This is a genomic window from Streptomyces sp. NPDC110618, assembly GCF_055657065.1.
This window is the reverse complement of the sequence record NZ_JBVKBN010000013.1, coordinates 223,026-239,959: the sequence shown is the minus strand read 5'-3', so window position 1 is coordinate 239,959 and position 16,934 is coordinate 223,026. Positions and strand designations below refer to the sequence as shown.

The 16,934-nt window shown below is 71.2% G+C and carries 14 protein-coding genes; 8 read left to right on the top strand and 6 right to left on the bottom strand.

All coding sequences use genetic code 11. The annotated features are described in order from the left end of the window. Positions 1–256: 256 nt before the first annotated feature. The gene (locus ACZ7L7_RS23235) at positions 257–772 is read right to left on the bottom strand and encodes a MarR family winged helix-turn-helix transcriptional regulator (protein ID WP_285515203.1); all 516 of its coding nucleotides are present in this window, start codon (positions 770–772) and stop codon (positions 257–259) included. A gap of 246 nt (positions 773–1,018) precedes the next feature. On the opposite strand from ACZ7L7_RS23235, the gene ACZ7L7_RS23230 reads away from it, so the two are divergent. The 3 genes from ACZ7L7_RS23230 to ACZ7L7_RS23220 all read left to right on the top strand — a co-directional run bounded on the left by ACZ7L7_RS23230 (position 1,019) and on the right by ACZ7L7_RS23220 (position 4,506). Further along, positions 1,019–1,804: a dioxygenase family protein gene (locus tag ACZ7L7_RS23230; protein WP_285515204.1), complete on the top strand. Its 786-nt coding sequence runs from the start codon at positions 1,019–1,021 to the stop codon at positions 1,802–1,804. 468 nt (positions 1,805–2,272) lie between these two features. Beyond that, positions 2,273–3,271, top strand: coding sequence for a sigma-70 family RNA polymerase sigma factor (locus tag ACZ7L7_RS23225; RefSeq protein ID WP_093725482.1), 999 nt, complete (start codon positions 2,273–2,275; stop codon positions 3,269–3,271). Positions 3,272–3,777: 506 nt separating this feature from the next. Next, positions 3,778–4,506, top strand: coding sequence for a TetR/AcrR family transcriptional regulator (locus ACZ7L7_RS23220; protein WP_471592406.1), 729 nt, complete (start codon positions 3,778–3,780; stop codon positions 4,504–4,506). 55 nt (positions 4,507–4,561) lie between these two features. On the opposite strand, the gene ACZ7L7_RS23215 is transcribed toward ACZ7L7_RS23220, so the two are convergent. Beyond that, positions 4,562–5,536 (bottom strand): helix-turn-helix transcriptional regulator, encoded by a 975-nt coding sequence (locus ACZ7L7_RS23215; RefSeq protein ID WP_471430708.1) that lies wholly within the window; start codon positions 5,534–5,536, stop codon positions 4,562–4,564. Positions 5,537–5,599: 63 nt separating this feature from the next. Between ACZ7L7_RS23215 and ACZ7L7_RS23210 the strand changes: the two genes are divergently transcribed. From ACZ7L7_RS23210 to ACZ7L7_RS23190, 5 genes are all read left to right on the top strand, one after another. After that, on the top strand, positions 5,600–7,222 hold the full coding sequence (locus tag ACZ7L7_RS23210; protein ID WP_453603371.1) for an MFS transporter: 1,623 nt from the start codon (positions 5,600–5,602) through the stop codon (positions 7,220–7,222). 228 nt (positions 7,223–7,450) lie between these two features. Further along, positions 7,451–8,212: a DeoR/GlpR family DNA-binding transcription regulator gene (locus ACZ7L7_RS23205; protein ID WP_285515207.1), complete on the top strand. Its 762-nt coding sequence runs from the start codon at positions 7,451–7,453 to the stop codon at positions 8,210–8,212. After that, positions 8,209–9,156 carry a 1-phosphofructokinase gene (gene pfkB / locus ACZ7L7_RS23200; protein ID WP_453603369.1) on the top strand — a complete coding sequence of 316 codons (948 nt, stop codon included), beginning with the start codon at positions 8,209–8,211 and terminating at the stop codon, positions 9,154–9,156. The genes ACZ7L7_RS23205 and pfkB overlap by 4 nt, the downstream gene beginning before the upstream one ends. Positions 9,157–9,406: 250 nt before the next feature. Beyond that, positions 9,407–11,638: a PTS fructose transporter subunit IIABC gene (locus ACZ7L7_RS23195; protein WP_453603367.1), complete on the top strand. Its 2,232-nt coding sequence runs from the start codon at positions 9,407–9,409 to the stop codon at positions 11,636–11,638. Between the two features lie 109 nt (positions 11,639–11,747). After that, positions 11,748–11,999, top strand: coding sequence for a hypothetical protein (locus tag ACZ7L7_RS23190; RefSeq protein ID WP_285515210.1), 252 nt, complete (start codon positions 11,748–11,750; stop codon positions 11,997–11,999). 20 nt (positions 12,000–12,019) lie between these two features. On the opposite strand, the gene ACZ7L7_RS23185 is transcribed toward ACZ7L7_RS23190, so the two are convergent. From ACZ7L7_RS23185 to ACZ7L7_RS23170, 4 genes are all read right to left on the bottom strand, one after another. Next, positions 12,020–12,766 (bottom strand): DUF6227 family protein, encoded by a 747-nt coding sequence (locus ACZ7L7_RS23185; RefSeq protein WP_285515211.1) that lies wholly within the window; start codon positions 12,764–12,766, stop codon positions 12,020–12,022. Positions 12,767–12,923: 157 nt separating this feature from the next. Further along, positions 12,924–14,135, bottom strand: coding sequence for a L,D-transpeptidase (locus tag ACZ7L7_RS23180; RefSeq protein ID WP_453603365.1), 1,212 nt, complete (start codon positions 14,133–14,135; stop codon positions 12,924–12,926). Between the two features lie 391 nt (positions 14,136–14,526). Then, positions 14,527–15,564 (bottom strand): P1 family peptidase, encoded by a 1,038-nt coding sequence (locus tag ACZ7L7_RS23175; protein WP_285515213.1) that lies wholly within the window; start codon positions 15,562–15,564, stop codon positions 14,527–14,529. A gap of 40 nt (positions 15,565–15,604) precedes the next feature. Beyond that, a complete protein-coding gene (locus ACZ7L7_RS23170) occupies positions 15,605–16,852 on the bottom strand; it encodes a low temperature requirement protein A (protein ID WP_285515214.1) in 1,248 nt (415 codons plus the stop codon). Between the last annotated feature and the right edge of the window lie 82 nt (positions 16,853–16,934).

Here is a 16,934-nt window from a genome sequence, read left to right as displayed (position 1 = left end):
CCACGAGATGGCAGCCCACTGATAGCCACACCCAGCACCCCTGGGCGACCCAACCCTACGAATGGCTCGATCAACCCGATCAAGAACGTAGAGCCCACTGACGCACCGGCCCCCTCTTCGGGACGGACCCGTACGTACGGGGAAGGGGACGCCCTGTACGTACGACCCCGGGATCTGCCCCGGCATTCGCTGAGTGAGCGGCTCAGCGGGGCCGGGGCAGGTCCATGTCCGGGGTCCTGTGGGAATCAGGGAAGGGCTACCGCAGCCAGGGCAGATCCGCCCCCGCCTCGTCCGGCTCCAGTCCCTCCGCGACGATCCGCATGATCTCGCCGAGTGACGTCTGCTGCTGCGGGGTGAGCCGGTCGAACACGGCGGCGCGTACGGCGGCGACATGGCCCGGCGCGGTCCGCCGCAGCACCTCCAGACCCTCGTCGGTCAGCACCGCGAACTGGCCGCGCTTGTCGGAGGGGCAGTCCTCGCGGCGTACCCAGCCGTTCTTCTCCAGCCGGGCGACAGCGTGGGAGAGCCGGGACCGGGTGATCTTCGCGTACATCGCCAGCTCGGTCATCCGCAGGCGCCGCTGCGGGGACTCGGCGAGCTTGACCAGCAGCCCGTAGTAGATGTGCGGCATACCGGCGTCCCGCTGGAGCTGACGGTCCAGGTGGTCCTCAAGGAGGGTCGTCGCCTGTACGTAGGAGCGCCACACGCGCTGTTCCTCATCGGTGAGCCAGCGGGGCTCCTCGGCTGATGCGGGTACCGGTGCCGTGTTCATGGCTCCACTGTACGGCTCATTGAAACTTAAACGAGATGTTCGGGAGTCGGCGGGGGTTGCGGCTTGGCCATGGCTTGGGCGATGGCTTGGGTTACGGCGTGGCCGCGGCGTGGGGCGTGGGGGCGTGGTGTGGGTCATGGCGCAGATGTCTGAACATTCAACTAGATGCTTGAAATTTGAAGCGACCGGCCCTACTCTGGCGTATAGGTTTAGTATTCAAGTACCTTCGCCGGAGGAGCCGCCGCCATGACCGCCGCAGCCCAGGAACGCATGCCCGCGCTCTACCTCAGCCACGGCGCTCCGCCCCTCGCCGACGACCCCGTCTGGCCCGGCGAACTCGCCGCCTGGTCCGCCTCCCTGCCCCGCCCGAAGGCGATCCTGGTCGTCTCCGCCCACTGGGAGGAGGCCCCGCTCGCCCTCGGTGCCGTCGAGACCGTCCCGCTCGTCTACGACTTCTGGGGCTTCCCCGAGCACTACTACCAGGTGCGCTACGAGGCCCCCGGCGCCCCCGAGCTGGCCGCCTCCGTACGGAAACTGCTGCGCGCCCCCGGCACCCCCGTGCAGGACATCCCCGACCGCGGCCTCGACCACGGCGCGTACGTCCCGCTCGTGGAGATGTTCCCGGACGCCGACATCCCCGTGCTGCAGATCTCCATGCCGACGCTCGACCCGGTCCGGCTGATGGAGATCGGCCGCAGGCTCGCGCCGCTGCGCGACGAGGGTGTACTGATCGTCGGCTCCGGCTTCTTCACCCACAACCTGGCCGCGCTGCGCCAGGGCGGCATCCCCACCTGGTCGGCCGAGTTCGACGACTGGGGCCGCCGGGCCCTGGAGAACCGCGACTGGGACGCGCTGCTGGACTTCCTCCACAAGTCGCCGGCCGGACGGTACGCCCATCCCCGCACCGAACATTTCGCGCCGCTGTTCGTGACCATGGGTGCGGCCGAGGCGGGCGGCGCGCTGGACGCGCAGAAGTCCGTGATCGACGGGTTCTGGATGGGGCTGGCGAAGCGGTCGGTGCAGTTCGGCTGAGGCTGAGGGGACACGGTGCCCTCGGGCGGGGGTGCTGTGCCCCCGGTGTGTCCAGTGGATGAGAGTTCCCTGTGAACCGGCCATGTCCGGCAACTTTCAAGGGATCCCGTCCGTCTTCAAGGGTGGGAGAGCGGCCGAGGAAGTCGCTCTGCCGGGCATTCCCAGGCTCCGCAAGCCTGAAAGTGCGGAATCCAATGTGACGGGCGTCTCATGAGGAGCGGTGACGGGGGCGTGCGGGGACGGTGAAACCTCCCTCGGCTCCCGGTCTGACCTGCGTCTCTCTGGGTACCCGCGGCATCACTCCGGTGCGTGTGGCCGGACAGGGTACTGCATGATCAGAAAAATAGAGGGGCGGGTTGGGAATTCTGTCCTGATTACAGTCGTTGTTTCCATCGGATGCAGGGCACCCGAGGAGAGTGCCGGGCAACCAAGGACCACCCGCCAGCCCACCATCGCAAGGGAGCACGCATGGCAACCCGTGCCGTCGCCCGTCGTAAGTCCGCCACCGGCGAGACGGCCGACGCGGCAAGCAGTGTTCGCGCCCATGGCGGCGAGATCGCCGATCGCGACCTGGTCGGCATGTACCTCGACGAGATCGCGCGTACACCGCTGCTCGACGCCGCCAAGGAGGTCGAGCTCAGCCAGATCATCGAGGCGGGTGTCTTCGCGCGGCAGGTCCTCGACGGATACGAGGAGTCCCAGGCGGACGCCTCCCGCGAGGAACTGGAGGCGCTGGTCGCCGAGGGAGAGCGGGCCAAGGACATCTTCATCCGCTCCAACCTGCGCCTGGTCGTCGCGGTGGCCCGTCGCTACCCGCGCAGCGGCCTGCCCCTGCTGGACCTGATCCAGGAGGGCAACGCCGGCCTTGTGCGCGCCGTCGAGAAGTTCGACTACCGCAAGGGCTTCAAGTTCTCGACGTACGCCACCTGGTGGATCCGCCAGGCCATCACGCGCTCGATAGCCGACCAGTCCCGCACCATCCGGCTCCCCGTCCACCTGGTGGAGGAGCTCGGCCGGATCCGGCGCGTGCAGCGCGAGTTCAACCGTGAGCACGGCCGGGACCCCGAGCCCGCCGAGATCGCGGCCGAGCTGGGCTCCACGCCGGAGCGGGTCACGGACGTCCTCGACTGGGCCCGCGACCCGGTGTCGCTGAACATGTCGGTGGACGACGAGGGCGAGACCCAGTTCGGTGACCTGCTGGAGGACACCTCCGCGGTCTCCCCGGAGCAGTCCGTACTGACGCTGCTGCGCAGCGAGGAACTGGACGACCTGATCGGCCGCCTCGACCAGCGCACCGCGTCCATCATCAAGATGCGGTACGGCATCGACGACGGCCGCGAGCGCACGCTGACCGAGGTCGGCAAGGAGCACGGCCTGACGCGCGAGCGCATCCGCCAGATCGAGAAGCACGCGCTGCTGGAGCTGAAGAAGCTCGCCCGGGACACCGGGTTCGACGCCGCGGCGTGACTGTAGGGGCGTACGGGGGCCCGACCGCGTACGCCGGGTGGCGAAAGACCGCGCAAACATGGCGGTCTAACGCCGCTTCAATTGCCAGGGCCCTGGGAACAACCTTTCAGGGTCCAGGAGTTCGACCCCCGCGATCCCCCCTCGCGGGCCGATCCTGAACCACGTCCCGTCGCGATCCCCCCCGGCGCCGGGACTCTCCCGAGCCGGGTCTCGGCGCCCTCACCCCCCTGGGCGCCGGGGTCCGGCTCCTTTTCGTGCGGGCTTCGTGCGGACGTCTTGCCGACGTCTTGCGGGTGCGGGGGAAGGGTTCGGGCTGGGCAGGTCGGCCAGGTTCGTGCTGGGCAGGCTGGAAAGGCGGGCCACCCCGTACCTGAACCCCGGGGTGGCCCGCCGGATGGCAGATTGTGTCACATGGGCATAGCCTGCCGAGTGTGAGTAGCCCCACCCCCGCACCAAACTCCGCCATCACACCCTCCCTGACGGAGCGGCGCAAGGCGGAGACGCGTATGCAGATCGCCCGCTCGGCGGCCGCCCTCTTCGTCCGGCAGGGCCTGCGCGCCACCCGCGCCGAGGACATCGCCCACGCCGCCGGTATCGCCCCGCGCACCTTCTACCGGTATTTCGCCACCAAGGAGGAGGCCGTCGCCCCCCTCTACGCGGCCGGCGCCGAACGCTGGGTCCAGGCGGTGCAACTCGCCCCCGCGCACCTGTCCGTCCCCGAGGTGCTGGAGCACGCGGTACGCCACACCCTGACGCCCGGCACCGCCGCCTCGGCCTCCTCCTGGGAATGGGTACGCACCCTGATCCGGCTCGCCGGGTCCAGTCCCGCGCTGGGGAAGGTGTGGGCGGAGGTCTGCCATGCGACGGAGGACACGCTGGCGCGGGTGCTGGCGGAGCGGCTGGTAGGGGGCGGGGCCGAGGGGGCGGGGGCTGAGAGCGCGGCGGTCGAGGGCGCGGCGGTCCAGGGCGTGGCAGCCGAGGGCGCGGCAGTCGAGAGCGTGGCAGCCGAGGGCGCGGCAGTCGAGGGCGTGGCGCACGGGTCGGACAACGTTGCCGGGAGGCCCGAGCTGAGGTTCGCGGCCGCCGTGGCCGGGGCGGCCGTACGGGTGGCCGTGGAGTCCTGGGCGGCGGGCCGGGCGCGGCCGCAGGGACCGGAGGGGCCGGCCGAACTGGCCCTGCGGAATCTGGCGGTGCTGCGGGACTTTCCCTGGGGGGAAGTGGCGCGCGGGGACTAGGAGTTCCGGGCACGCGGGGTGCTTGGAGCTCCAGGTGGGGGCGGGTGACGCTCGCTCAGTTCGCCTTTGCCGTAGCCGCCCTGGTCAGGCGGCCCCCCAAGTCCCGTACACACCGCACCAGTTCCGCGGGCTCGTGGACGGTGAACTCGCAGTCGGCCATGGCCAGCCGTACCGCCATCCACTCCACCGCGTCGCCCGTCGTCGCGCGCAGGCGGCAGGTGCGGTCGTCGACCGGCTCCGGCGCCCCCAGCCACTTGGGCAGCCGGGCCGCGATGTAGTCGGCCGGGGCGGCGAAGGTGACCACGAACTCGTAGGTCTCCTGCCGCCGGTACATCGACTGCCGCAGATACTCGGCCGCGTCCCCTGTCGGCAGTTCGCGGGGCGTGAAGCGGGCGCCGGTCGCGAAGGGCTCGCTGACGCGGTCGACGCGGAAGGTCCGCCAGTCCTCGCGGTCGAGGTCGTAAGCGACCAGGTACCAGCGGCGGCCGGTGGAGACCAGCCGGTACGGCTCGGTCAGCCGCCGCGACTCCGTGCCGTCGCCCGCGCGGTAGGCGAACCGCAGCCGTTCCTGGCCGGCCACCGTGGAGGCCATCACGGTCAGTGTCTCGGGGGCGATGCTCGCCCCGTCGCCGCTGGTCAGCGGGGTGGTGGCGGCCTGGAGCGTGGCGACGCGGTGGCGCAGGCGGCTGGGCAGGACCTGCTCCAGCTTCGCGAGCGCGCGTACGGACGCCTCGTCGACGCCCTCCAACGCGTGCCCGGCGCCCGCGCGCAGCCCGACCGCGATGGCGACCGCCTCCTCGTCGTCCAGGACCAGCGGCGGCATCGCCTTGCCCGCGACCAGGCGGTAGCCGCCCTCGGAACCCTTGGTCGCCTGCACCGGATAGCCCAGTTCGCGCAGCCGGTCGATGTCCCGCCGCACCGTGCGCCGGGACACCCCCAGCCGGTCGGAGAGCTCGCCACCGGGCCATTCGCGGGGCGTCTGGAGGAGGGAGAGGAGCTGGAGGAGCCGTGCCGGGGTGTCTGTCGTCATGGATCCGAGGATGCCTGACGACTAGGACATGATCTGACCTAATGGGGTCCTACTGTGCTTCACATGACCCAAGAGACGACACCCGTCGGAGACGGGAAGACAGCCGCACCGGCCTCTGCGGCGGACAAGCGGCGCTGGTACGCGCTGGCCATCGTCATGACCGCGGCGTTCATGGACCTCGTGGACGTCACGATCGTCAACATCGCCATCCCGTCCATCCAGGAGAACGCGGGCGCCACCGAGAGCCAGATCCAGTGGATCACCGCCGGTTACGCCCTCGCCTTCGCCGCGGGCCTGATCACCGGTGGCCGTCTCGGCGACATACACGGCCGCAAGAAGCTCTTCCTCATCGGCATCGGCGGCTTCACCATCGCCTCCGCGCTGTGCGGCTTCGCCGCGAACCCGGAGATGCTGGTCGCCTCCCGCATCCTCCAGGGCGCGATGGCCTCGCTGATGGTGCCTCAGGTGCTGTCGATCGTGCACGCGACCTTCCCCGCGCACGAACGCGGCAAGGTGTTCGGGATGTTCGGCGCCATCGTCGGCCTCGGCGCGGTCAGCGGACCGCTGCTCGGCGCGCTGCTCACCGAGGGGAACCTCTTCGGCCTGGAATGGCGCCCGATCTTCCTGATCAACCTGCCCGTCGGCATCGCGGGTCTCATCCTCGGCAGCCGCTTCATCACCGAGTCCAAGGCGGCCCGGGCCCCGAAGCTGGACCTGGTGGGCGTGGGCCTGGTGACGCTCGGCCTGCTCATGCTGCTGTACCCGCTCACCCGCGGCCGCGAGCTGGACTGGCCGCTGTGGGGGTACGTGGCGATGGCCGGCTCGCTGGTCGTGCTCGCGGTGCTGGTGGCGCACGAGCGGCGCAAGAGCGCGCGGGACGGGTCACCGCTGATCGAGCTGTCCCTGTTCCGGGTGAAGAGCTTCGCCGCGGGGATCGCCGTACAGACCGTGTTCGGTGTCGCGCTCGGCATCTTCTTCCTGGTGTGGACGCTGTACATGCAGATCGGCCTGGGCTGGAGCGCGCTCAAGGCGGGTCTGACCGGGGTGCCGTTCTCCATCGCCGTCTCGACGGCCGCGGGTCTTTCGGTGCAGAAGCTGGTGCCGCGGTTCGGGCGCGGTGTGCTCCAGGCGGGCGCGCTGCTGATGGGGCTGGGCGTCCTGCTCTACATCTGGGAGTCGGAGCGGTACGGCCTGGGCATCGAGCCCTGGCAGATGGCGCTTCCGCTGGTCGTCATGGGCGCGGGGATGGGGCTGATCGTGGCCCCGCTGACCGACGCGATCCTCTCCGAGGTGCCGCGGGAGCACGCCGGGTCGGCGTCCGGGCTGATCAACACCGTGATGCAGATGGGCAACGCACTCGGCCTTGGGCTGGTGTCGGTGGTGTTCTTCGGGGTGCTGGACGACCGGCTCGGGGGACTGGGCTCGGGGGACGCCGGGGGTGCGTCCGAGGAAGCGGCTCGGGCCTTCGTCGGGTCGGCCTTCGCGGACGCCTTCCAGAACGCCCTGGTCTGGGTGGCCGTGGTCATGGGCGCGATCTTCCTGCTGATGTTCGCGCTGCCTCGGAAGCCGGCGCTGCATCTGGAGGGGGCGGACGGATCGGCGGAGGACGCGGATGCCGCGGATGCCGCGGCGGCGGGGGCCTCGGCGGGCGAGGGCGAGGCCCGGGAGCCGGTGGCCGTCGGCTGAGGTTGTCCCGTCCGTACTCGGACCAGGAGCAAGGGCCCTGCGCGGTGGCGCGGGGCCCTTCCGTGTGCGCGGGGCGGGCGAGCGGTGGATTTCCGGTTCTGCCCGGCCGAGTGTGGGCTCATTTCTGTTCCTGCCCGAATGATGCCCGAACCTGTTTACTTTCCGTCCGGCCGAGCGTAACCTCCGAGGCAATCCACAAGTTCGGGCATTGGTCGGAGGCGAACGGACATGTACGCACCGGAGCGGCAGCAGGAGATCCTGCGGCTCGCGCGTGACGGCGGCCGGGTGGACGTGCTGTCGCTGGCCGAGCAGTTCCAGGTGACCGCGGAAACGATCCGCCGGGACCTGAAGGCCCTGGACCGCGCCGGCCTCGTACGCCGCGTGCACGGCGGTGCCATCCCCGTGGGCCGTCTCGACTTCGAACCCGACCTCGCCGAACGCGAGTCCACCGCCGCCGACGAGAAGGACCACATCGCCAAGGCGGCCCTCGCCGAACTCCCGGCCGAGGGCACGCTGATCCTCGACGCCGGTACGACGGTCGCACGCCTCGCGGGCGCCATACCGCTGGAGGCCTCGCTCACCGTCGTCACCCACAGCCTCCCCATCGCCGCCCGCCTCGCCGACCACCCCGGCATCCAGCTCCACCTCGTCGGCGGCCGCGTACGCCACCGCACCCGCGCCGCCGTGGACGCCTGGGCGCTGAGGGCGTACGGCGAGATCCGGGCCGACGTGCTGTTCGTGGCCGCCAACGGCTTCTCCGCCGACCACGGCCTGACCACCCCCGACCTCGCCGAGGCCGCCGTGAAACGCGCGGCGGTGGCCGCGGCACGCAGGGTCGTGCTGCTCGCCGACTCCACCAAGCACGGCCAGGAGCACTTCGCCCGCTTCGGCGACCTGAGCGACGTGGACCTGCTGATCACCGACAGCGGGCTGAGCCCCGAAGACGCCGCCACCATCGAACGCGGCGGCACGGAAGTAGTACGCGCATGATCCTCACTGTCACCCCCAACCCCTCCCTGGACCGCACCTACGAGGTCCCCTCTCTCGACCGAGGCGAGGTCATCCGCGCCACGGGGGAGCGGATGGACCCGGGCGGCAAGGGAGTGAACGTCTCGCGCGCCGTCGCGGCCGCGGGGCGGCGCACGGTCGCGGTACTGCCTCTGGGTGGTGCGCCGGGGGCGCTCGTGGCGGATCTGCTCGACGCGCAGGGCATTGAGGTCGCGCCGGTACCGGTCGCCGGAGCCACCCGCTCCAACATCGCGCTCGCGGAGTCGGACGGGGTGCTCACGAAGATCAACGCGCCGGGTCCCGAACTGTCGGCGGAAGAGCAGGAACTGCTGCTGGAGACGGTACGGGCGCACTCGCGCGACGCGGACTGGATCGCGTGCTGCGGGAGCCTGCCGCGCGGGCTCGCGCCGGAGTGGTACGCCCGCGTGGTCGCGCGGGCGCACGCCGGGGGCGCGCGCATCGCTCTGGACACCTCGGGGCGCGCGCTGCTGGAGGCGTTGCGCGAGCGGCCCGATGTGGTGAAGCCGAACGCCGAGGAGCTCGCGGAGGCCGTCGGGCGCCCCCTGTCGACGGTGGGCGACGCGCTGAAGGCGGCCGAGGAGTTGCGCACGATGGGCGCACGCGCCGTGCTCGCGAGCCTGGGGGCGGACGGACAGTTGCTCGTGGACGGCGCGGACGCCTGGTTCGGCAGCGCGCGCGTGGACGCCGTGCGCTCCAACGTCGGCGCGGGCGACTCCTCGCTCGCCGGATTCCTGATCGCGGGCGGCAGCGGGCCGGAGGCGCTCGCGTCCGCCGTCGCGCACGGCGCCGCCGCCGTGCAGCTGCCCGGCAGTGTGATGCCGTCGCCGGGCGACCTTGACCTCTCCGCCGTCACCGTCACGGCGGAGGTACCGATGGACCGCGCACTGAAGGAGCCGGTGCCATGACGAACCCCGCTCTCCGTCCGGCACCGGCCCCGCTCACACCGCGTCCGGAGCGGCGAGGCTCCCCGTTACTCGCCGCGACCCGCGGCCGTGCGTCGGTTCTCGGCCGTCGGCAGGACTCCCTGAGCCGTCCTGCCGACCCGGGGTGGCGGGGTTTCCCCGGCCCCGCCTCCCCTCCCTCCCCCCACTGCACCCCCGTCCCCACCCCCGCCCGCCCCACTCCCCGGGCGATACGCGTGCGAAGGAGCCCGCGATGAGCGAGATGATCACCGCGGACCTGGTCGACCTCGACCTGTCCGCCGACACCAAGGAAGCGGCGGCCCGCGCCCTCGCCGAGCGCATGGTCGCCCAGGGCCGGGTGACCGACCTGGACGGCTTCCTGGCCGACGTGGCGGCGCGCGAGGCCCAGATGCCGACCGGCCTCGACGGCGGCATCGGCATCCCGCACTGCCGCAGCGCACACGTCACCGAGCCCACGCTCGCCTTCGGGCGCAGCGCGGCCGGCATCGACTTCGGCGCGGCGGACGGCCCCGCGGACCTGATCTTCCTGATCGCGGCACCGGCGGGCGCGGACGACGCCCACCTCACGATCCTGTCCTCTCTGGCACGGCAACTGATGAACACGGAGTTCACGGACGCGCTGCGGGCCGTGGGTGACGCGGGGTCGGCGGCGGCGCTCATTCGGGGGGATGCGGCGCCGGGTGGCGCTGCTGAGGGTGCCGGTGAGGGCGCGGGCGGCGCTGAGGGCGCTGAAGGCGCTGCGGGCGCGGCTGGGGGCGCGCGCGGCGCGTCGGACGGCGCTTCCGAGGGCGCGCGCGGCGCAGTTGGGGGCGCGCACGGCGCGCAGAGCAGCACCACGAACTCCGCTGCGGCGTCGGGGGCGGCCTCCGTCGACGCCGCAGCGGGCAGCACGGCCCCGGCGCCGGGCGCGGACATCGAGAACGCAACCGCCCCTGCGCCGGGCGCCCCCGTCGAGCGCCCCTTCCGTATCGTCGCCGTCACCTCCTGCCCGACCGGCATCGCCCACACCTACATGGCGGCCGAGTCCCTGGAGAACGCCGGACGCGACGCGGGCGTCGAAGTCGTCGTCGAGCCCCAGGGCTCGGCCGGCTTCACGCGGCTCGACCCGGCGGTCATCGCCGCGGCGGACGGCGTGATCTTCGCGCACGACGTCCCCGTACGCGACAAGGACCGCTTCGCCGGGAAGCCGACGGTCGACGTCGGTGTGAAGGCGGGCATCAACCGTCCCGCCGAACTCATCGCCGAGGTGCGCGAGAAGGCGGCGCGCGGGGAGGTGAGCGCGGGGGCGCCCGCTGGCGCGGGCACGCCGGTCGACCGCGCCGGTGAGCCCGGCGAGGGCTACGGCACCAAGCTCCGCAAGTGGCTGATGTCCGGCGTCAGCTACATGGTCCCGTTCGTCGCCGCGGGCGGCCTGCTGATCGCCCTGGGCTTCGCCATCGGCGGCTGGGAGATCAACAAGGCCCCGTCGGTCATGGACCACTTCGACTGGACCCAGGTCGACAGCTGGGGCGCCCTGCTGTTCCAGATCGGCGGCGTGGCCTTCGGCTTCCTCGTCCCGGTCCTGGCCGGCTACATCGCCTACGGCATGGCGGACCGGCCGGGTCTCGTGCCCGGCTTCGTCGGCGGCGCGATCTCCTTGACCATCAACGCGGGCTTCCTCGGCGGCCTGGCCGCCGGTCTGATCGCCGGTGGCGTGGTGATGGCGATCCAGCGCCTGAAGATCCCCACGGCTCTGCGCGGCATCATGCCGGTGGTGGTGATCCCGTTGGTCTCCTCGGCGATCGTCGGATTCCTGATGTTCGTCGTCATCGGCAAGCCGATCGCCGAGGCCCAGGAGGCCATGACGGACTGGCTCGACGGCCTCTCCGGCACCAACGCCGTCCTTCTCGGCATCCTGCTCGGCCTGATGATGTGCTTCGACCTCGGCGGCCCGGTCAACAAGGTCGCGTACGCCTTCGCCACGGCCGGCATCGCCGTCGCCGACCCGAGCGACTCCGCGATGAAGGTCATGGCCGCGGTGATGGCCGCCGGCATGGTCCCGCCGCTGGCGATGGCCCTGGCCACGGTGGTCCGCAGCAAGCTCTTCACGCAGACCGAGCGCGAGAACGGCAAGGCCGCCTGGGTCCTCGGTGCCTCCTTCATCTCCGAGGGCGCCATCCCGTTCGCCGCGGCGGACCCCCTGCGCGTGATCCCGGCCTCGATGGCGGGCGGCGCTGTCACCGGCGCGCTCTCGATGGTCTTCGGCGCCACCCTGCGCGCCCCGCACGGCGGCATCTTCGTGGTACCGCTGATCGGCAACCCACTGCCGTACCTGGTCGCCATCGCGGCGGGCGTGGGCGTCACCACCACCTTGGTGATCGTGCTGAAGGGCATGCGCAAGCCTGCCGCGGGCGCCACACCGAACGGGCCCGGCACCGGCACCGAGTCGGCGTCCACGGACGCCAAGCAGCCGGTGGCGGCCTGAACAACAGGCCGAGGTGCCCCTATTAAGAAGCTGTGAGTGGTTCACGGCACCTGCGAGATACATCACGGTCCGGGGTCAAAGTCCCGGACCGTGGTGTGTACTGGGGCGCATGCCTGAGGACGTCTCGATCTTCCAGCTGCTGGGCGTGTGCCTGCTCGCCCTTCTGACCGTCGTCTGGGCGATCGGCCTGGCCCGCGTCCTGCGCGCCGTCCGCCCCGACGCCACCCGGTCCACCGACTCCACGCTGTCCGCGCTCCCGCATCCGCGGCAGGCGGGCCCGCACCTGGAGTCGGTGCAGCTCACTCCGGCCGAACAGGACGCCTTCGCCGGTCTGGTGCGGCAGCTCAACGACGGACGCTGAGCCGCGCGCGCCGGCGCACGTCACGGCACCTGCGCCGCCCGCCGCTCCATCGCGTCCCGCGCCGCGTCCTCGGTGACGTACACCTCGCACATGTGCCGCCCGTCCGGCGTCGCCGTGTGCTCGACCTCCCACAGGGAGACCTCCCTGCCGTCGCGCAGCAGGAAGGCGTGCTCGTAGAGCGAGAAGCACAGTGCGGCGCGCCCCGCCCGGCACGGGCGCCCGAAGGCCTGCGTGATCTGGTGCGCGAACGCCGTGCTCAGCAGCGCGGCGGTGTCCGCGTCCGGCCGGTCGGTGTTCTCCGCACGGCGCAGGAGCCGGCGCGCGTGATCGGCGGAGTCGTCCGGCACGTACGTGTGGCGCGGCGCGTGCACCGGCGACAGCTGCACCGTCACCGGCAGCTCGAAGTCCGGCGCGTCCGGCGGTAACGGCAGGCGCGCGGTCGCGGCGCGCAGCTCCTCCTCGTCCACGTACACCTCGTGCTGCGGCGCGCTGCCCGGCGCGGTGTTGTGGACGAGCTCCCACAGGGTGAGTGCCGAGCCGTCGGCGAGCAGCCAGGTGTGCCGGTACGTCTCACGGTGCCGGCCCGCACTGTGGTGCGCGGAGTGCAGGGAACTGTCGTGCGCCAGCGCGCAGTCCAGCCGCCGTATCACCTCGTCGGGCAGTTCGAAGGAGTTCAGGGCACGGCCGAGCAGTCGCGCGAGGTGCTCCTCCGGAGACTCCGGCGACTCATGGGATTCGTACGCTGCCGTCTCGTACGGAACGCTCAAGGCTTCTCCCAGCGTTGCTGCATGTCACCTTGTGGGTGCATACCGTAGCCCCTCGGTCGGACATCATGTCCGGGAACCGAGAAAACGTACGCACTTAAAACGTTGAAGCCGCGCGTATCGTTCCCGCGCGGCTCCACGAACTGTCAGAATGCGCTGCTCAGGCGGCACTTCCCGCAGTCCACTCGCTCCACGGCAGGTTCCACCCGTTGAGCCCGTTGTCCGGCGCCACCGACTTGTCGGGGGAGTTCTTGACGATCACCACGTCGCCGATCAGCGAGTTGTCGTAGAACCACTTCGCCGTCGTGTCGCCCTGCGCGCCCTGCACGTCCTGCAGCCCGACACAGCCGTGGCTCGTCCCGGCGACCCCGAAGGGCGGGTTGGCCTTGTTGTACCAGTAGTTGCCGTGCAGGAAGGTCCCCGAGGTCGTCAGCCGCATCGCGTGCGGCACGTCCGGGATGTCGTAGGCGTCGGCCAGATTCACCGTCTGGCTGTTCATCCGCGTTTCCACGAGCTTCTCGGAGATCACCATCTGCCCGTTGTACGTCGGGAACTCCGCGCTGCCCGCCGAGATTGGCACCGTCTTGAGCGTCTTGCCGTCCCGCGTGACGGTCATCGTCTGCGTGTTCACGTCCACCGTGGAGACCTGCGAGCGCCCGATGGTGAAGGTCACGGTCTTCTTCTGGACTCCGAAGACACCGTTCGCGCCCTCGACCCCGTCCAGGTCGATCTTCATCGTGACCTTGGAACCGGCCTTCCAGTACTCCTCGGGCCGGAAGTCGAGCCGCTGCGCCCCGAACCAGTGCCCGACGACCATCTGCCCGCTGCTCGACGTGACGGTGATCCCCGACTGCACGGCCTTCTTGTCGCTGATCGCCTTGTCGAAGTTGAACGACACCGGCATCCCGACACCCACGGTCGACCCGTCGTCCGGCGTGTACGTCCCGATGAAACTGTTCTCCGGCGACACGGTGGTGAAGCTGGACCGGGCGCTCGTGCTCTTCCCGTCCGCACCCTTCGCCTTCGCCGCTATCTCGTACTCGGTCCCACGCTCCAGTTGCTCCTTCGGCTTCCAGCTGCCGCCGTCCGCCGATATTGCCCCCGGCACGGCCTTCCCGCTCTCCGCCTCGGTCATCTTCACGTCGGTCAGCTCGCCGCCGCTGACCTTCACGCCGGTCGAGTTGATCGATGCTCCCGACGAACCGTTCCTCGCCGAGATCACGATCTTCGCGCCCGAGGCCCCGGCGTCGCCGCCCTTGTCGTCGTTATTGGCGTTGGCGTTGCCGCCACAGGCGGTCAGAGTGAGCGCGCCGGCCATCAGGACGGCACAGGTCCCCAGCACGCGCCGCGCTGCTTTGTCCGGCGTTTTCACAGGCTGCTCCATGTTCGCGTGATGTGCGTGGTCCGATCCGGTGCGTGCAGAGAGAGGGAATCCGCGCCGGGTCGGGTTCCCTCCGTTCGCCATGGACGTCGGCGCGTGACAGAACCGGGACATTCGGGAGCGGGATGGGACAGGCGTGACACAGGAGCCGAGCGCGCGGCGCACTCGGCGGGACGCACAACCTGTGCGCGCCGCGCACCGGTTGGCGACCACGCCGTGCCCTCCGCAGCGGTGTGGGGTGGGCCCCGGTGCGCTTTCAGGCGCAGCGCACGGTCCACACCACCCGCCGGGGCGCACACCACCGCCCGCAGGCGCCGCTCACCCACCGACCCCACGCACCACAAGCGCTCACGCCTCTACGCCCCTTCGCGCACCCCCTGGCTCAGGAACGCCCACCGCCCCCGTACAACTCCCCATACGCAGGCCACGCGCCGCCCGGCCCGTCGACAGCCCGGGCGGCGCGCACGGCGCGCACGATCGCGCGCGTCACCGCATCCGCGCCCGCGGCCAGGATGTCGTTCAGCGCGAGCGGGTTCGCGGCGTCGAGCGCGTGCGCTCCCGTCGCCAGCGCGAACACGGTGTCACCGTCATTGAGCAGATGCACCGGACGCACGGCGCGCGCGATCCCGTCGTGCGCCGTGCCGGCCAGCTTCTGCGCCTGCGCCTTGGACAGTTCCGCGTCGGTCGCGACGACGGCGAGCGTCGTGTTCAACGGAGGAAGCGCGTTTCTCTCCGAGCTCTCCGCGAGCCGCCGGCACGCGGCCTCCCGGACGCGCTCCTCCGGATACTCCACACGCCCCTGGAACAACTCCCCGTACAGCACACCGACTTCCGCATCGAGCGCATTCCCGGCGGCGTTCGCCACCACCAGAGCCCCTACGGTGATCCCCGAGTCGAGGACGACACTCGCGGTGCCGACCCCACCCTTCACCGCCCCGACCACCGCTCCCGTCCCCGCCCCCACGCACCCTTCCTCGACCCGGGCGCCGAGCGCGCTGGCCGCGGCCGCCTCCACCGCCGTCCGCCCCGTCGCGGCGTCAGGACGTGCCCGGAAGTCGCCGCCCCGCCCCAGGTCGAAGACGCACGCCGCGGGCACCACGGGCACCACGTGCGCCGGATCCGACCCGACGCGCACGCCGCGCCCCCGCTCCTCCAGCCAGGCCATCACGCCGGAGGCCGCGTCGAGCCCGTACGCGCTGCCCCCGGTCAGAACGATCGCCTCGACCTTCTGCACGACGTTGCGCGGGTCGAGGGCGTCGGTCTCCTTGGTACCGGGCCCGCCGCCCCGCACGTCCACCGCGGCAACGGCCCCGCCCTCGGGCGCGAGCACAACAGTGGTGCCGGTGAGCCAACCGTCGCCGATGCGCGTGGCGTGACCCACCCGCACCCCGGCGACGTCCGTCAATGCGTCGACTGTCATGGGGCCAGTGTTGTCCAGGCCCCGGACACAGTGTCGGGATTCAGCCGGTCGGCGTTGCAGCGGTGGGCGCCGCCGTCCCGCTCTCCCGCGCCGTCGTGCGCGCCGTGAGCGTCGTACCGACCGCCACCGCGAGCGCCGAGACAACCCCGGCCGCGAGCACCGCCCAGTCACCGAGGAAGGTACACGCGATGATCAGCAGCGCGGTCGTCGGCAGCACCAACTGCTGGGCGGTGCCCGCCTTGAAGTGCCGTGCATGCAGCGCCCACACCGTGAGCAGGTAGAGCGCCGTCGGCAGGGTCACCGCCGACGACGCCGACAGCGTGGAAATGTGCGCCTCGCCGACCGCCTGCTCGACGGCCACCTCCAGCCCCGCCCCGATCGCGGCGGCCGACGCGAAGATCACGTAGTGGCCGTAGCCCCAGAGAAAGGACTGCCGGTTGGAGCGCAGATGACCGTGGATGGGCACCACGAAGTAGATCCACCAGGCGGAGAAGATGATCAGGAGCCCGCCTGTCGCGATCGGCAACAGCTCGCCGAGCGCGTCGTTCTCGTCGAGCGCGGTTTTCACAGCGACCGTGGCGGCGGCGATCGTCTCACCGAGCACGATGATCGTGAGCAGGCCGTACCGCTCGGCGATGTGGTGCGGGTGCCAGGACGTCTCGTGGTCCTTCTCCGCGTACGCCGGTACGCACATCTCCAGGATCGCCATCACCAGGAACACCCACGGCAGGGCGTCCTCGGGGAGGACCAGCAGCCCGAGCCAGCCGACCTGGCACAGGAGCACCCCGGCGGCGTATCTCAGGGCCGTTGTTCTCTCCGGCCCCCGGCAGGAGCGTGCCACGCGGAGCCACTGCGCCGTCAGCGCGAGCCGCATGATCAAATAGCCCAGCCAGACGGCGAGGAAGTCGTGCTCGTCGAACGCCTTGGAAATACCGGCCGCGAGCACGAGCACGCCGGCGATCTGCACCAGCGTGACGATCCGGTAGAGGACGTCGTCGTTGTCGTAGGCGGAGGCGAACCAGGTGAAGTTCATCCAGGCCCACCAAATGGCAAAAAAGACCATCGCGTAGTTGAGGATGCCCTCACCGGGGTGCCCCTCCGCCACGGAGTGCACCAGCTGCACGCCCGCCTGGGCGATGGCGACGACGAAGCACAGGTCGAAGAAGAGCTCCAGCGGTGTCGCGGCGCGGTGCGCCTCGCCGCGGCCACGCGCCGTGAGCCTGCGCAGCGGCCGTCTGCTTCCTGGCGCGTCGGCGGAGGGCGACGCGGGAGTCGAACTGGACGTCATGACTCCAAGCACAGCAGATAGGGCGCCGAATTTCTTGCGCACGGATTCACGAGTGCACGAACTCCCGGTGGCCCTTCCCCAG

Bases quoted from the DNA above. Each gene is read 5' to 3' on its own strand.
- ACZ7L7_RS23235 (WP_285515203.1), bottom strand. From the start codon at position 772: ATGAACACGGCACCGGTACCCGCATCAGCCGAGGAGCCCCGCTGGCTC.
- ACZ7L7_RS23230 (WP_285515204.1), top strand. From the start codon at position 1,019: ATGACCGCCGCAGCCCAGGAACGCATGCCCGCGCTCTACCTCAGCCAC.
- ACZ7L7_RS23225 (WP_093725482.1), top strand. From the start codon at position 2,273: ATGGCAACCCGTGCCGTCGCCCGTCGTAAGTCCGCCACCGGCGAGACG.
- ACZ7L7_RS23220 (WP_471592406.1), top strand. From the start codon at position 3,778: ATGCAGATCGCCCGCTCGGCGGCCGCCCTCTTCGTCCGGCAGGGCCTG.
- ACZ7L7_RS23215 (WP_471430708.1), bottom strand. From the start codon at position 5,536: ATGACGACAGACACCCCGGCACGGCTCCTCCAGCTCCTCTCCCTCCTC.
- ACZ7L7_RS23210 (WP_453603371.1), top strand. From the start codon at position 5,600: ATGACCCAAGAGACGACACCCGTCGGAGACGGGAAGACAGCCGCACCG.
- ACZ7L7_RS23205 (WP_285515207.1), top strand. From the start codon at position 7,451: ATGTACGCACCGGAGCGGCAGCAGGAGATCCTGCGGCTCGCGCGTGAC.
- pfkB (WP_453603369.1), top strand. From the start codon at position 8,209: ATGATCCTCACTGTCACCCCCAACCCCTCCCTGGACCGCACCTACGAG.
- ACZ7L7_RS23195 (WP_453603367.1), top strand. From the start codon at position 9,407: ATGAGCGAGATGATCACCGCGGACCTGGTCGACCTCGACCTGTCCGCC.
- ACZ7L7_RS23190 (WP_285515210.1), top strand. From the start codon at position 11,748: ATGCCTGAGGACGTCTCGATCTTCCAGCTGCTGGGCGTGTGCCTGCTC.
- ACZ7L7_RS23175 (WP_285515213.1), bottom strand. From the start codon at position 15,564: ATGACAGTCGACGCATTGACGGACGTCGCCGGGGTGCGGGTGGGTCAC.
- ACZ7L7_RS23170 (WP_285515214.1), bottom strand. From the start codon at position 16,852: ATGACGTCCAGTTCGACTCCCGCGTCGCCCTCCGCCGACGCGCCAGGA.